The sequence below is a fragment of the Zavarzinella sp. genome (assembly GCA_041399155.1).
Taxonomy (GTDB): Bacteria; Planctomycetota; Planctomycetia; order Gemmatales; family Gemmataceae; genus JAWKTI01.
Genome location: JAWKTI010000001.1, coordinates 2423929 through 2440289, shown reverse-complemented (window position 1 = coordinate 2440289; position 16361 = coordinate 2423929). Strand labels below are relative to the sequence as shown.

The following is a 16361-nucleotide window of genomic DNA, read 5'->3' as shown; positions in this document are numbered from 1 at the left end:
ATGGGCGGAAACCGCTCGCTACGCAAACCCATACTAAATAACCATTTACGCAGCCTTTTTCGAGCGGGTGCTGATCTTCGACCAGCATCTACTAACTAAAAAACAAAATCGTCATAACTTCAGTTGTCAAAGAACGTTAGGGCTGCGAGCAACCCCAGGGTATTTCTTGGCAGCGGGCCGCTCGCTGCACCAACATTTCAAATTATATACGGTTTTTGTGGGGCGGAAATCTCTTCCAGCGGCACTCCCCAGTTTTCTAATGAAGATTTCCCGCGTCCATCTTCCGGACCCAAATCCGCCAGCAAAATCCGGTCCTCATCCAGCTTCACAATATTCCATATCTCCGTCCGCAGCCGCAACAATTCGCTGTCAGTCAACGCACAATGAAACACAGAAAACTGCACCGCGAAACCAAATCCCTTCAAACAATTGAAGACCTTCGTCCGCCGCTTATCGTGGGAAATATCGTAACAGATCAAATACACATTTCGCATGGCTTCTACCGCGTTCGAAAGGGATGATACACCGGAATCTCGCCCAAAAGCACCCTTGCCAGCAGTCGGGCCTGAATTGCCAGAATCCGCCGATAGCTCGCCTTATACCCAAACATCGGGTGCGTCACTTCCGTCCCCAGCCGACGCTCCCACGCCGCAGAAACCACTCGCTTGCCAGCCGCTGTCAGCGTGCATGCCTCCCCACGCTGAAGAAAGTGGGAACCCTGCAACTCTTCCGTGTTAAATAACGTCATGGTTATAGAGTCGGCCAGAATCGGTCGAAATTCTTCCGCCAGATCCAACGCCAGCGATGGTCTGCCATAACGTGGCTGATGCAGAAAACCCAACATCGGCTCCAAACCCACTGCGGTGGTGGCCACATACAGCTCTTTTGTCAGCATCGCGTAGACAAACGAAAGCGTCGCATTCACCGGATCCCGCGGTGGCCGACGATTGCGGTGCGTAAAATCAAAATCGAACTTCAACAACCCACCCCACTGGGCAAAATATTCGCGTGCGGCCAGTCCTTCCATCCCCAGCAACTCATTAATATCGCCCACACGCTCCACCAGCCGAATAATATTCGCCAGACTATCCAGAATTTTCTGATCCTTCTCATCCTGATTCCGACGCAGAATTGTGCGACAATTCGCAATCTTTCCAGCAATCATCGTGCGGGCAATATCCAGTGATTGCCGCGAATCGGCCGCAACCGCGTGCTGGCGAATCCGCAAATCGATATTTTTGTGCGGCAAACCACCACTCAACCCTCGAAACCACCCGCCATACGAAAAATAACACACCGGAATCTGCCGATCGATCAATTCTGTTAACGCCTGCGTGCTGATCTGCACATTGCCGAACACGCACAACTGGTCGATATCGTTGATCGGAATTTCCGCCAGTTTCTTGCCGTCATTCTCCACTTTGATGCGGTCTGCCGTTTTGCCTACCTTCACACCCTGTTCAAAAATGTGCACCGGCTTCGCATTGTCGTTGGGTGCATATAACTGACGCAGCGGACGAACTTCCGGCACTTCCACCGTAAAGTTTTCCGCAGGCAAAGCCGCCAGCAGGTGGGTTTCATCCGGCAGACAGATCCCCACCAGCGAACACCGCGGACACTTCGGACTATCCACCAACGGCAACGGCATGCGGTTCGTCCTCAGTGCCTCCCGAAATTGCGAAATCTGCGATTGGGTCAGCGAAACCAACTCTTCCGTGAAATCAATCTGCACCCGCCGACGCGACGCTGAAAACCAGATGAACCCGTGCGTGCAGGTATAGCCAGCGGCCCGCAGCAGCAAACCCTGGGCACACAACTGCACCCGTTCCGGATCCCACGCACCGGTGGGCAGGTCGGGTGCCTCCCCACGTTTGTAATCGATGGGCGTCGCCACATCGCCATCCACTTCCAGAACATCCACCACGGCCAGGATGCCCAGTTCCGGATTCTCCAGGCGAATCGAACGTGCGTGAAAAGGGTCGCTTTCTTCCGCACGGTCTTTGGCTACAGATGTTGAGGGTGCATCGGGCGGAGTAAACGACCGCCGATCCGCGCGATCCGCATTGCGATGCACAAAATCGCCATCAATAGTATCGGGGCTTTCTTCCCACTCCCCCTGGACATATTCCAGCCACGCCAGGCGCGGGCAGTAAGTAAATTCGTTGAGCATCCGTGCGGGAATCAAATCGGGCACGGCAGGGGAAAGTTCCGTCTCGTGAGCGTCAGACATGTCAACTCCAGTGGGTATGGGGGGCTTTAGATTTTGGTCTATTCTTCGTACCTAGCAAATAAACCAAAACCACGATATCGACCAGCACCGATCGCAATCGGGCCTTGTACTGGCCGGGCAAACTTCACTTTTACGTGATAACGTGGGTAATTCACCGGAGGCAATTTCTCATAGTGGTCTGCCAGTTCCAATCCTTTAAACCACCCCACGCGGCGATACTCAACAACCGCACCCTGCAAAGCATCGGGTTGCCAACCTGCCTGTTCAAATGCCTTCCAGATCAGCGAAATAATCCGTTCATTGAGTTTCGTCAGGATCCTCTTTTGCTCTTCCGCTGTATTGCATTTCTTCAACTTATTTCGCAAGCGGTCCGGGTCATCAAAGCCAGGCAGGATCACCGGAGTAACAGTTGCCCAGGTCTGGGCTTCATTCAGGTAACTCTGAAAAACGTTGTCGGTAGCACCCACACCAGAAAGCATCGCCACCGCCTGCCCGGACTTTTCATCAATGAGTTCCTGTCCATTCAACTGACGGCGAAGCGATGCAATCTCCATTCCAGGTGTACCAACAATCAGAACTCGACGGATGGCACCAATTCCCACAACGGGTTGAACGCTGGGCAACGGCAAAAACATGTAACGATCATCAGAGGTCGATTGACCATTCTTCTCATCGCCATGACCAAGGATTCTGGTCTTGATGATCTCTTCAGACAACTGGTTTTTTACTGCATTACCACACGCATGCCGCACCATCCCGGCAACAGTGGCTAAGCGTCTGGCATGGTGATACGCCCGAAACCTGCTTTTACCAATATTCTCTTCCTGATCGTCTATCGTACGATGGATTTCAAACGCTGCCATTGACCGTTTTGGGGCAGGCAATTTCACAGTGGGGGAATAATAATTCTTCACGTCGAAGCACCTCAATGGGGCGACCGGTTTAAACCCATCTTCAGATACGCGACCAAGAAATTCTTTGTGTTTACGAACAAGATCGTTCAATGTACCCGGCTTTGGTACCCGTAACGGCACACCACCTGATGGTACTACACGCCAGCGATGCCCAGGCAGCTTAGCTGCCTCCTCTTCATTAATGATGGAGGCATCCGCCGCCACCATATCAATGCCCCACCCCAGGTGGGTGATGCTTCGAGCGGCAGCCTTCAGCACATCCAGATGCGGACACTCCCCACTCGGCAGGGGATAAAGATAATAAAGCGTATCCCCAAGCAAATGCGTCGGCCTAACCTGCTTCATCGTCTTTAAATCAATCGGCCGTTGTGGCTTAATCGGGTCTCTTCCTCTTGCCCATATCTTTGCAGGCGAATCCAAGTCATTATTTGGCACAGCTATCCTGTACCCTAATCCTGTGTGTGTATTTGGTGAAATAATGATTGGAGTACCAATATTCTCAAATAGAAACATGAAATCTTGAGAATACGACATACTATCAGTGCCTTTCCATCTGGTTGCTGCTGCATCAACCATTGCTTGATAAAGGCGTAGAGGTGATGGTGGCCATTCAGGCTCACCTTCATCTCGACTACCGTGATACCTTGGTGCTGGGTCAAGGAATCGGATAGTGAAACAAACGAATTGCTCCATTAGATTCCTCCGTTATTTACCCTTAACTAACTTTGCAAGGTGATTTATGATTTCAATATCTAATTCCGTTCCAACAACAACAAGTTCTTCAAAAGTTGAATCTAAACGACCTTTCTTAAAAGAAGTTTCATCATTTACACTAATTGCAGTATCATGACTAGCAACTTTGAATGATTTCATCTCGATATCGACAGAAAGTACTTTTTCTTTTTTAATTTCTCTGGTTTTACTTCACTTGCTTTATCTGCTAAAGTAGTGCTGAACTCTTGTTCTAAACCAGTCTTCTTTACACCAAAATTTTCTACTGCTGAGCGAGAATATGCTAATGCAGCATCATGTGAAAATTTAAAGTCATTTCTTGTGCCATCAATCCCAACAATTTTGAATTCTCGAGGTCTATCTAGATCAGGTACAAGATTGCAACCTACGCGTAGAAATGGGTCAACTGGTGCAGTTAGTGAAACAAGTGCAAGCGATAAAATGTATCGCCGAAGAAGCTTTGTACGTTCAGCTTCAATTTTGCCTTCTGGAGTAAGTATCGTCAAGCGACGGATTGCAGCAAGATTAATAGAAATATCGCGGCGGATAGAGCCATTATGGGAGAGCTGCACGCCACCAGGTACGTTAGAGGCAAGAGCATTTTGAAAACCTTCTTCCGAACCTGCATTTGGCACGATGTCTAACTTTGCCAAGTCTACTGTCATTTGTACAAGAAAGTTAGCAGAACGTGTATGCGGAAGCACATTAAACGCCCTGATAGTAGAAGAAAAAATGCGCGGAAATTTCGCTTGTGTTTCACCACGCGAATCCCAAACGCCAAACACTAATGATGTAGGGGCTATTCGAGCTAGCTTTTCTACATTTCCCTTGCCTGCTTCCTGAAAAGCTTCCTTGATTTCATTCTCAAATCCTGAACAGCGAATGATTGCATCTGCTGCACGGTGATTTGCATGGAGCAAATTTAATCTGATGCCCTTGTTAGCGAAAGTGACGACGATTTGAGGAACCAGATCTGTATAACCATCCTTGGCAAAGATCGGTTCAATACGATTCGCCTGCGATCCTACGCTATCTACAAGAACAACATTGCTACCATCAGGAAATACATCCAGATTGTATCCTCCCTGGAATTTGGTCTTATCTCTGTCAGCACCCTGCTGTGCTGCAAACGTCGCAGGGAAGAATACCCCATCTGCACCCTCAACTGGGATTAGGTGCTCTCGAACAATAATCGCAGCAGGGCCATTGTCTTCGAACCACTTGTCAAATTGATTAATGTCACTCATTAAACTCTCCTGAAATAAGTTGGAATGAAAAACTGAGCGCGGCATACTCGCCACGACTCACCACTGAAGCACGATACCCTCGAGATTCTGCATTGTTGATTGCGCCTGCAAATGCGGCAGGTGATGTAACTGCAGAAAGTGGAATGTGCCAACTAAAGTAATCAAAACCATCTTTTGTCTCATTAAGCTGAGGTCGATGTCGTTGAAGACCGACTGCAGCTAATAATTCAACCGCAGGTGAAGATTGAACCTGCATACCCTGTTCGTTTGGTGAAAAACCTACGTCAAGTGCGTTCCAAGCTGGCCCGGGATCAAATCCAAATCTACCTTTTTGAAACAATCGCATTGACAATAGGTTCGCTTGATTACTGGTTGTAAGCTCTGTAATTTGATTCATTAATTCATGTCGAAGTGCAGACCAGAGACCAGCAGACTTTTGGTTTCCAGACCAAAAGTTCCATGGCGTATTACCAATGAGTTCTGCATTTCCTTTGATCAAACTAACTCTGGTCCAACCATCTAGACAAAGCAATTTTTCGCTAGTTAATTTAATTTGAAGTGGTGCGATGATTGGCTTTGCAACCAGACCATTGTCTAATGTCTCTACAGCAACTGCAGGATTACATACTAGTTTGTCCACTAAATCAAGAATCGTAATTGATTCTGACAATTTCAAATGAAATTGTGTGGCATCTTTGCTAAACCAACCTTCTGCACCTGGCCAAATCCGATCTGCGAGTTCCAGTAGCCCGCAGCATGCAAAGACCTGACCCGGGTTCGTTGGATCTACGGTAACAGTAATTGTTGGTGATGGGAACTGTGGCTTCTGAATCCTTCTTTTTTCTGATTGGCTTTCTGAAGTTGCCTGAACCCAATTATCTTCATCTGGCAATAAGGTTTTTTCTAACTCGCGGGACACTTTCACATCGGCAGCACGTAAAATCGATTCCAGAAAAGCAAGTCCCCACCTGCCATACTTTCTTTGCAGGCGTGCAAACCGTGCAGGCAATTCTGTAACAATAGTCTGTGTATCTGTTACATCGCTTTCCGGAACTCGAGATTCGTTTACTGGAAAATGCGGTCTACCACGTCCATGGTGTGTGGCAATCAAGTGTAAGACAAGATCTTGCTGTTCTTGGTTCAATCGGTCAAATTCCTCCGCAAGATCTGTGCGTGTCTGTACATCGACCATTGAGCCAAGTTCATGTCGGTAACTGTTTAGCTTTTCTGGTGCACGTCCATGCAATGTCTTTGCCACATTTTGGTAAACACCAGAATTGCCTGCCCCACGTTGCCAAACACTCCGTGCTTTACCAAGATCATGCCAACTACCTGCAAGTTCTACAGCAGTAATGAAGTCGTTGCTTAAATGCAGTTTTTCTGCGATTTCTTTTGCAACATTGCCCACCTGCTGATTGTGTACATCTAAGCCTGGCCATACTTGTGCTGGCTTTTCTTTTTTGTCAGTGATCTTCTTCACCACAAGATATTCAGAAAGCGGTACCTCATCACTTTCAGACTCTTTGAACTGATATCGATCTAGAATGAAATACGATTCACCATCTACGAGCACAGATTTACGACGCAATTGCATCGTGTTTTCATCTGTCCAGTTTCGTACTGGTGCGATTTGATCAATCTTATCTCCATTTTCATTCGGTCTGAGATGCAATCGAGGTAATACCTCAACCTTTTCTGGTGGTAGATCGGCTACATCGTATATAAGTTCTGCTGACACCTTCACTTCGCCATTCAGCATCCCTTCTGAAGTAAGTCCCCCTGCCGCTGGTGGTAAAATAATCGTCCTTGAAGTAAATGATTGAAGGTAATCTTTGCCACGCTTTTCAAGCAACAAAGTCATTGTTGAAAAAACTTTCACTTCGCCATTAGGTTCAATCACCCATACAGGAAGATCTGGACTACGTTCGCGGATTTTTTCAAGATGATCTGTCGCTTTCACCTTACCATAAGTTGGGATCCGCAGTTTTTCATGCGGCCTGAGGGGATGATCCGTGAGTATTTCCTCGATTAGTTCATCTGAAGCTTTACTTGTCAGAAGTGCAACTTCTGTGCGCCAAGCGAATTCCGTGTCGTAATCATTGTCAACCAAGCCATGCAGGTAGGGTTCTACATCTGGCCTGCCGGGGAGTTTACCTTTTATTGTTGTAAGTGACCAGGAATCGAAAAGGATGTCTGATGCAGTTAAGATGGTGGGTGCAGGTGCAAAAGCCGCCTTACATTCTTCCAAATCAAGCAAACCCAGTGCTGCTGGGCTTGCATCGCCCGCTAATTTAGCAAGGAGACCGGCTGTCTTTTCTCTTGCCTCATCGTAACTATTTTTTTCAAATTTGTCCGGCATAACAACAGTAATTTCACTACTGGTTCTGCCAAATCGATTGACTCGTCCAAATCTCTGGGCCATACTATCAAACGTAGAAAGATCACTGATTAGGTGGTCTGCGGAAATATTTACTCCCACTTCACCAGCAGAAGTACAAATCAGCCACACTGCCTCCGTTCCCGATTCATTTTTATTCAGAAAACGTTGAAAGACAGGCTGCTGGATCAGTCCGTCTCGTTCCTTCCCACGCATTGTGCCCGTTAGCGTGACAATCCGTTTGGCTTTTTCATCAGGTGCTAACTTCAGTTGTTTTGCGATCCCCTCTGCGATCAACATGACATTTTCAACGGTTCTGGTGAAGACAAGGATGGCATTTGTTGTTTCGCTGTAGGACAAAGCCAATTCAGTTAGCTCCTTAACTAACAATTTTTTTTCATCGACTTGACGTGAAATATTCAACTTTTTTGCTGCATTCAATCGCTTAGATACCTCAGGATGTTTGCTGTTTGCGATTTTTTCTTCTGGCGTTGGGAAAGTATTTTCTGTTTGTCGTGGGGTCGCGGTTAGTTCCATTACCTGAAATTTAGGAATGCCGAATTCGACAGCATTTTCTCGTTTCTGCTCTTCTTCAATTCGCATAATCAGAGTTTGAAAGGCGGGCTCCAGGTGGGCTTCATCGTGTACCAGCAGGACATCTTGTCCCAAAAAGCCTGCGTGCAGTGGGCGGGCTTTCATACCAAGGCCATAGCCACTGAACAGCAATCGAGAACCAATCATATCGACAGTGCCACAGATGACCGCAGGACGGGAAGGATCGGCACACCATTCACGATTATCGGCAAACTGCCCACGCAGGGTGCTGAGGCCAAAATCTGGTATTCCTGCTACCGTCTTTTTCTTGTAGCTTTCCACTTCCTCAGTTGTCTGATCAACCACGGTGCGTCGATTCACTACATAAACCAGCCGGCGCGGCACCTTGGCACCGTTTGCGAACGCAATCAGCCATATTGCAATCACCGAAGTTTTCCCCAACCCAGTGGGCAGAATGCATGACTTCGGTAACTGCTCGCTACCCGCTTTGAAGCGTTCGTAAAGTGCCTCCTGCCACGGAAAAGGTTTATTTCCTGTCAACAATTCAAATGTTGTTGCAAACTCAAGTCTTTCCATTTTGTCACCAGAACCTGTCTGCGTCACAAGAACTTCCCCCCATCTTCCCACAGGCGGGGTGGGGTGCAATGTCGGTAGTTATTTTTTCCAGGAAAATTTTTTACCCCCGGAAAATACGTTCAAAACTCGATTTTCCGGACAAAATATTTGGCAAATTCAAAAAATCGGGCAGCGAGTTTCCGTAAGTGCTTCCTGGTCGTGCAATCGCACTGGTCATTTGCAGCAGGCAATGAAGTGTGAGATCGGGCACGAAAGGCTACAACGCTAGCATACAAATCACGCTACCTGTGTCAATCCCCTGATACCGAAGTGAGATCGGGCACGAAAGGCTACAACGCTAGCATAGCCGTCCAAATGACTTTGAACAGTACCCTACTGAAAAAATCAGCAGTATCAGGCACTCGTACTGATGCAAAACGGTCCCATTTTGAGCAACTGGTTCAGTAATACCACCAGCCTGGGAGAGATTTTTTTCTCTTTAACTATCAAATTAAAATGTTCTTAGCGGAAGCAATTTTCGGTAACTCCTGATAGCTAAAAAAATCGCCCCTTACTGTTAAATTGCCTACTCTGCAATCTCTCTGCGCGGGCTGGGAATGCCTGTGGCATTCCGGACCGGCCAGAAAGAAGAGTAATCAGAGGTTAAGGAACCACCATAAATTGGTTCTGTTTCAAGTTGGGTTTCGTTTCAAAGTTTCGTAAAGGTTCAGTGCGGGTTACGAAAGCTGCATAGCTGACCAGAAGCGGTACATTTTCAGACTGGCCTGGACCCAGATTGCTGTCAGGGTACCAAGGACAGAAGTAATCAGCGTCGACAGCCAGTCGGGGCAGCACCAGCTGACCACCGCCAGCACCACTCCGATGCTGGCAGCAATCCCCAGGGTGTACTTGATATTGCCCAGCATTTTCAGCAGGTTGAAATACTGGATCGATTTTTGTGAAAGTCGTTTGACGCGATTGACCACTGAGGTAATGGTTTCAAGGCCAATACAGCCAACGGTAATTGCCGCACCGACGGCAGGTGTCAGCAGTTGTTTCGCTTTGGCATAGATTTTACCTGCAATGTCGACCGCACCTCGTTTGAATCGCTGCCAGAGGGATGGTTGTGGCTCCAGCAGTTCTGCAGGCAGCAGTTGCTGGCGTAACAACTGAATAGCATCCTGGTTGACCAGCAGTTCACTGAGGATTTCCCGGACAGCTACCTGAGCACCTTCCCGGGCCGCATCGGCCACCGCTTCATTCAATGCATCGGATAGTCCATCGAGAATCGTATCCAGACGATCGAGTTGTTCCGACAATTGTTTGCGGGGTAAATGATTGGTTTCAGTCATATTCATGATTATTTTCCTTTGTTTAAAAATGTTGAGAATCAGTTAGAAAACTTTACTTATTTTGGGCGGGTGAGCTGCGAAGCAGTCAGTAGGCCGACGGTGCTCCAGAGTGGTCCATACCGCCGAAGATACCAACTGCCCAGATACAGCACCACCTGAGTAATCTGCATCGCAAGCTGAGGATCAATCTTCGGTGGGGTTTTCACAATGACCCTGGGTGGTGCTTGCTTTTTTCGTGCTGATTCGAGGCAATCGTGGACCGCATCACGCACAGCCAGCCCGATTTCGGAAGCCAGCATCGTTCGAACCCGCTGGTGCAGGTTTTCCATCGTGTCGCACAACTGGCGAACACGGAAGTTCAGAATTCTGTTCATCGCGTTCCTTTAAAAACGTTTTTAAAGATTCAGGAAGGTGTCTTCATTTCGATCATCGTTCCGAACGGTGGGGCGTACCGTGGAGGACTGGTGCAGGCCCACAGCACCGGAATATTGGGTGCTTGTTTTGGTAAACGGGTCTCCAGATCGGTGAAACAGATAACGCAGGCAGGTGTGCAGGCATGTTCGTCGATCCATTCGAACACCGGCAGATGGGAAGTGCCCCCGCCACCCGGGAAATCCATTTGCAACGGACCATCACTGCTTCGCCATTCGACCACCGACTGGATACGGGCATCGTGGCACAGGATGATCAGTGTGCATTCAAAACAGTCCAGAATCGACTCGATTTCCTGTAAAAAACATCCCAGTTGGGTTTGGTTAATCGAACCGGAAGTGTCGATTGCCAGAATCACTTCACCCAGTTCTTCCGAATGGAGGCCCGGCAGATACAACCCCTGTGCCAGAAAGCGGCGGTTTGGTCGCAACCAGGAGTAGTCGTTGCGTGCCTGCTGTGACAGAAACTGCTGCAATCTGTCCTGCCAGGGAACCGGACGGGTGTTGGATGTCTCGACCAACTGAGCCAGACCACCCGGTAAGCCACCCATTGCCTGAGCAACCGCGATCGCCTGCTGCAGTGCAATCTGTTGCTCTACTTCCATTTCCCGCTGAAGACTGCGATCTGCTGGCGCATCCAGAACCTGGCCACAGCCACCTGGATCGGGCCCCAATTGTGAACCTCCGGTGTTCTGCAGCAGTTGGTAGTACTCTTCGGCACTGCGGGAAGCTGCAAATTCGTGATAGGGATATTCTCCGGGCATCAATCGACAGGCGGGTAATTGAAAACCACCGTTTTGCAGCAGTGGATTGATTGCCAGATCGCAGGCAATGTTCCACAGTTCTGGATTCCGCACCCCACGCCGGACGTGGTGGTTCAAGGCATTGTGCATCACTTCATGCACCAGCACCCCCAGTAACTCCTGTGCTGACAGTTTCTGCACAAACTCGGGTGCGAACGCCAGTTGTTTCCCATCGGTGGCCATGGTACCGATGGTCTGGTCTTCCACCAGTTGCAAACGCATGGCCAGGGTTGCAAAAAAGGCAGACCCACCATCCCGGCCAAGAAGCAGACGCACACGGGCGGCACGGATCAGTTGCATGGCGGTCATTGTTGCCCCACCATCTGATGTGCTGACAAGCTCTGCTGGGTGCTGAGCATCAGGCTGGCAGTGACAGTGACCTGATCGGCCTTATCAATCGCTTGGTGCAGCTGGGATAAGCCAATACTGAGAATATCCTCATAAAGTAATACCTTTTCCCGCAGCGATTCGATCTGTTGCTGGCGGGTTTCCAGTGCCCGGGTGCCCAGTTCCCCAGACAGCACATCGGCGGAAATTCTGCTGGTGTCGGCCTCGATTTCATTAATGACCGCATCCCGGACCGCCCGCACCGCTTCGGTATCCAGCTGGTGGCGTAACAAGTAGACAGCTGAGGGCCGATCGCTGGCTTGTTCCACCGCCTGAACGATTTTCATCCATTCATCGAGCCGGTTACCAGGGATCCAGTAGACCGCACCACTGGGTCGCAGGCGGGTGCCACCTAGATGTTCCACCAGTCTGACCAGCATTTGAGAGACCTGGACGGCTGGAATCCGGCGTGCATGTGCATGCATCGACTCCTGAATGGCCACTGCCCGGTCATCCCACGGCTGCAGATCCAACGCACCAGCAACCATGCGGGCAACCAGTTCGGTGCGGTACTCATTCTGATCCTCACCCCGCTCTTCCCGCACCACTGCAAAGCCATCTTTGTGGGCTAAAGGTCGGATCAGCATTCGGGAGCCACCCAGTTGTTCATCCAGGGCTTCCCGCAGAATCGAGGTATCCGGGCGGGGTTCGGGTAAAAACTTCTCCAGACCCAACGGGGTCAGACCGTTCTGTAAACGTTCACGGCGGGTGTCATCGGTCAGCATCCAGAAAACAACCCCACCACCGATATCGAGATGGTTCTCAATCATAATTGAATCCTTGTTTGATAAAGCGAGCTTTCAGGGACGAAGAAAAAGACCTTGTTCACGGGCATTTCGAATCCAGTCCTGTACGGCAGGCAGGGCCGCCAGTTTCGGCTGGATGTTCAGAGCGTCGCGGATTGCCACCATGCCAAACTCTTCAGGTAGACGGCAGGCGTAGCGGACAAATTGGGGTAGGGGAGCCTGATCCTGGCGGCAGCGTTCCACCAACGCACCCACCAGGGCATACAGAGTTGCAGGGTCGTGCGGGATCACGGTGGTATCGGGGTGTTGCAAGGCATCATCGATGTTCGGAATCTGGCGGGAGAGCCGCAGGAAAGAGGTGAATTCTGCAGCAGGCCCTTCGCCGATACAGCCAACCACCACTGGATGGAGCAGTTCTTCCGGTAATTTGCTGATGGCGTTGGAAACGAACTCCCACGAACGTGGGGTGGGAAAGGCCCGGCTATTCTGACCGGGGTCAAAACCGTAGAGCAGGTTCGGTCGGAAATTCAGAAACGACCTGACTTCGGGTGCGATGCCAGCCCCGATCGCCCACGTCTGCCAGTCTTCCAGGCTCGGTTCCAGATCGAGGTGAATGAAGCGATTGAGCAGCGGACTGATCAGTCGATGGGTGCCCGCCCGGTCTTCACTGCGATTACTGGCAGCGATGATGCTCCAGCCTGCAGGTAATTCGTATTCTCCCAATCGACGATCGAGGGTGAGTTGCAGACAGGCAGACTGTACCAAAGGTGGTGCCTGAGCCAATTCATCCAGAAACAGGATCCCTTCCCCACCACTGGGAAGGAAAGCGGGTGGGCACCATTGCACAGAACCATTGTTCAGATGGGGCAGACCACGCAGATCGACCGGATCCAGCAATGTCGCGCGAATGTCGACGAGGGGCAGGCTGCCGGCCAACGCAACCTGCCGGATCAGGGTAGATTTCCCGATCCCGGGTGGACCCCACAGATAGACAGGACGACTGGTACTGAGCAGTGCCGACACCGCACGGACCAATTCCGTTGGACGCATGAATAACTCCTGAAATAAGGGTGAGAAAGTGATGGGGATCAGAGCGGTAAAAATGACCGCAGTATGGCAAAACAGCCGAAAAACCGCACCTTGGAACAGGTAAGCTATCCCCATCAATGTATATGACGCAAATCAGGAAGATTTTTAGGCTATCTTCACTGAACAAGGTAAAGTAACATAGGTGACTCTACTTCGAAAATCGGTTTGTTCGTGCCTTTGGTTAAATTCAATGATGTAGATACAATTAGAAACTGGAGTTCACAGGCTGTTTGACCAGAGAAAAGTGATGTCTAAGAGAAAGTCGACCGTCAGACCAAACGTCCCTGAAGAAGAACAACGCAAGATTATAGCTGCATTACAAATCGGCTACAATCTTGGCCAAGCAAAAGACATTATGTACCACAAATATCTTTCTATTCCTGATGGCAAAGATAAAGACATTATGCCAGGATCAGCTGAACTCAGCGACAAACAACGTCAATTGCTCATGGCTATGCCACGCTCTATTCCTGCCCAGGAATACCTTAAGAAAATTGGCCAGCTTAAAAATTTTCCTGGAGGGTGGAATGATTACGTAAAATATTTTGAGAAATCATATGGAGTACTATTTCAGAACAACAATACTGTTGGCCCGATTGGAAATATTGACGAATTGTACAGAATAATAGGTGCTGAATCAAAAAGTATTAAGATGCAGGAGGTGTATTTTGCCTTAGTGTTTTATTTGCCAAGACCGCAGTTATATATTCATAATTCATCTATATACAAATATAATGATTTAGATGTATTAAATCAATTTATACAAAGTGCAAAAATGATACTGATATATGAAGCAATGAAATCTTTGTCCAAGACACTCATAAAATCCGCTAAAGTAGGACTATTACTGTACGAATTAGAGCATCAAGATCGCTTTGTTAATAATGGAGAACTGCCAGACGGCTGCACAATCAAAGAGAACTTTGATTCATCTCTTATACAACAATGGATGCGCACAACAGCTATTCAAACTAGTCCTGATGCAACGATAGAGATGCTAAATTTTGTGATATCGAATAAAACTAAGGAACAACAATTGCTTGACTGGTGGAATATAAATAAGAAAGTTTTCTTACAGCCACTAGCTTCTTATACCGCATCTCGTATCTCTTGGACCGTTGAGACTGGTGAACTAAATATTGATGGTCATACTTTTAGATTTCAGGTTCAGAAAGCAGTTGTCATTTCTGAAATTCTTTCTGGGTTTCAACTTCAGCATTGGTCAAATCCGCTATTGAAAACTTGCAAATCTGACGAAGAGCTCAATCAAAAATCGAAGCGATTTTCAGATGCAATCAGTGAAATTCATAACAAAATTAATAACGAAGCTCTGACTTTTCAAAAAAGAGTTGATAAAATGTCTCGTATTGTGAGAATCACTTATGTGCTTAAAGATTAAGAATATATGAGAAAACCAACATGCGTATCGTTAAGTAATAGTTAGTTCGGGAATTCGGATTGTGTGATGATTTCTGCAATCACAATGCTACACTACGGCACCTTTGGCAGCAGACGAAACATGCCGTATCGAATGGTTACTTTCACTGTACGGCGGGTTATGCCCAGCACATTTTCTACCCACTGACCGATAATTTTGTCCTGCAAGGGAAGTCTGGCACCGGAATTGAAAAGCAGTGCTAATACGATCCCTATCTGTGGATTGTAGGCTGCACGTATCGAAGTGTTGGAAAAAAGCGGGTGAGCTGGATTTTCGTGCTGACAAAGCCCGCCTGGAACAACGTAGGTGCTTTCTGGCACGGGTACCGATTCATCAGAGGTGGCCCTGCCGAGTTTCGCCCCACGGCTGCCAGGAAAATCAGTCGGCAGGGGAATCGCCTGAGGGCGTTGCTCGCAGAGGATCCCATTCTCCAACCCTACTGCCACCTGTCCGCCAAGGCCAACGGTCTAGTCGTGGAAGGCATTGCGGTGATGGGCGACGCGATCTTTTTTGGGCAGCGAAGCCCAGTGCTGAACCTCCAGGTTGTCGTTGAAGTAAAACTGGAGACGCACCGCCATGATGCTTCCCTCATGTCGCTGTGACGACTGAATCGCCGCCAGGCCTGGGAATTCCCGACCTACTGGTGCAGGAATAGGAAGTATTTTTTTCTGCTGGGGCCCGCGATATCCAGCGATGGGCCATTCCGCCTGGGGATGGCAAGCACCAGCACATTAGGAAACTATCGCGTCCGCATTATTGGCGAAATCCCTTGCAGCACGGGCATTGAATGATCCCACCTCGTCCATCATGGTGGTGTATGATTCCCCCGCCCACGACCACCAACAATAGGCATTTCAGGGCATCGCCGACCAGTTTTCGATCTGTTAGTAGAGCAGAAAAGAAAGTGGGGAAGATAGGTTAACGTCACATCGAACAAATCGAGCGCCTTGATGGGCACTAAGCTGGAAGCATCAACTCTCCGGAGAGAATAGCCTGTGAATCCAAATGCGAAGTTTTTATTGCGAATAAGTCACTTGAGGATAAAGCACTTCGGCAACGTTCTATGCAACTTAGCGACCCCTGCACGTGTCACCTGGGTGTACTTCCCATTGCCAAAGATGTGCTGTGTTTCAGCTATGAACATTGGTGAATAAAAATAAAGAACCCATGTCGGCAAAAAAATTCAGCCGAAAAAAATCAGTTTTTATCTCCGAACATTTAGACCGCTTCTCCGAATTTTCATTATCCATGAAATGATAAAACACAAGATGTTTAAGATGCAGGTCTGGTTTACCTGGAAATTTTTATCGAAAGCATTTTTCGACTTAGACTTGGTCGAAATTTTCAAATCCATCTCCGAATTTTCTTCGAATTTTCTCCGAATTTACCTCCTGTAGCTTAGTGCACCAACTTCGGTAGGCTGTATGTGTCGCGAGAATTCATGGCTGGTACTAATGAAGCTAGCTGCTCGCAAAAGCTGGGCGATGCCCAAAGGGAATTAAGTG

Annotated in this window: 13 protein-coding genes; 2 read left to right on the top strand and 11 right to left on the bottom strand. The window is 48.5% G+C overall.

Going from position 1 to position 16361, the window contains the following annotated elements:
• Positions 1-197: 197 nt before the first annotated feature.
• From cas2 to R3B84_09990, 11 genes are all read right to left on the bottom strand, one after another.
• Entirely contained in the window at positions 198-494 is a 297-nt protein-coding gene (gene cas2 / locus R3B84_10040; GenBank protein ID MEZ6140899.1) for a CRISPR-associated endonuclease Cas2, read from the bottom strand.
• A 5-nt stretch (positions 495-499) separates the two neighbouring features.
• Entirely contained in the window at positions 500-2230 is a 1731-nt protein-coding gene (cas1, locus tag R3B84_10035) for a CRISPR-associated endonuclease Cas1 (GenBank protein ID MEZ6140898.1), read from the bottom strand.
• 38 nt (positions 2231-2268) lie between these two features.
• On the bottom strand, positions 2269-3837 hold the full coding sequence (gene csb2, locus R3B84_10030; GenBank protein MEZ6140897.1) for a type I-U CRISPR-associated protein Csb2: 1569 nt from the start codon (positions 3835-3837) through the stop codon (positions 2269-2271).
• Positions 3838-3849: 12 nt separating this feature from the next.
• Positions 3850-4017 (bottom strand): hypothetical protein, encoded by a 168-nt coding sequence (locus R3B84_10025; protein ID MEZ6140896.1) that lies wholly within the window; start codon positions 4015-4017, stop codon positions 3850-3852.
• The gene (gene cas7u / locus R3B84_10020; GenBank protein MEZ6140895.1) at positions 4014-5123 is read right to left on the bottom strand and encodes a type I-U CRISPR-associated RAMP protein Csb1/Cas7u; all 1110 of its coding nucleotides are present in this window, start codon (positions 5121-5123) and stop codon (positions 4014-4016) included. Before cas7u ends, R3B84_10025 begins: the two co-directional genes overlap by 4 nt.
• Positions 5116-8658 carry a type I-U CRISPR-associated helicase/endonuclease Cas3 gene (gene cas3u, locus R3B84_10015; protein MEZ6140894.1) on the bottom strand — a complete coding sequence of 1181 codons (3543 nt, stop codon included), beginning with the start codon at positions 8656-8658 and terminating at the stop codon, positions 5116-5118. The genes cas7u and cas3u overlap by 8 nt, the downstream gene beginning before the upstream one ends.
• A 689-nt stretch (positions 8659-9347) precedes the next feature.
• On the bottom strand, positions 9348-9968 hold the full coding sequence (locus R3B84_10010) for a hypothetical protein (protein ID MEZ6140893.1): 621 nt from the start codon (positions 9966-9968) through the stop codon (positions 9348-9350).
• Between the two features lie 50 nt (positions 9969-10018).
• Positions 10019-10336 carry a hypothetical protein gene (locus R3B84_10005; protein MEZ6140892.1) on the bottom strand — a complete coding sequence of 106 codons (318 nt, stop codon included), beginning with the start codon at positions 10334-10336 and terminating at the stop codon, positions 10019-10021.
• Between the two features lie 29 nt (positions 10337-10365).
• Positions 10366-11505 carry a VWA-like domain-containing protein gene (locus R3B84_10000; GenBank protein ID MEZ6140891.1) on the bottom strand — a complete coding sequence of 380 codons (1140 nt, stop codon included), beginning with the start codon at positions 11503-11505 and terminating at the stop codon, positions 10366-10368.
• The gene (locus R3B84_09995; GenBank protein ID MEZ6140890.1) at positions 11502-12353 is read right to left on the bottom strand and encodes a hypothetical protein; all 852 of its coding nucleotides are present in this window, start codon (positions 12351-12353) and stop codon (positions 11502-11504) included. The genes R3B84_10000 and R3B84_09995 overlap by 4 nt, the downstream gene beginning before the upstream one ends.
• A gap of 30 nt (positions 12354-12383) precedes the next feature.
• Positions 12384-13379, bottom strand: coding sequence for a MoxR family ATPase (locus R3B84_09990; protein ID MEZ6140889.1), 996 nt, complete (start codon positions 13377-13379; stop codon positions 12384-12386).
• 286 nt (positions 13380-13665) lie between these two features.
• Here R3B84_09990 and R3B84_09985 point away from each other — a divergent pair, with 286 nt between their 5' ends.
• The gene (locus R3B84_09985; protein ID MEZ6140888.1) at positions 13666-14817 is read left to right on the top strand and encodes a hypothetical protein; all 1152 of its coding nucleotides are present in this window, start codon (positions 13666-13668) and stop codon (positions 14815-14817) included.
• 299 nt (positions 14818-15116) lie between these two features.
• Complete coding sequence (locus R3B84_09980) at positions 15117-15458, top strand: DUF3616 domain-containing protein (protein ID MEZ6140887.1); 342 nt, start codon at positions 15117-15119, stop codon at positions 15456-15458.
• Positions 15459-16361 lie beyond the last annotated feature (903 nt).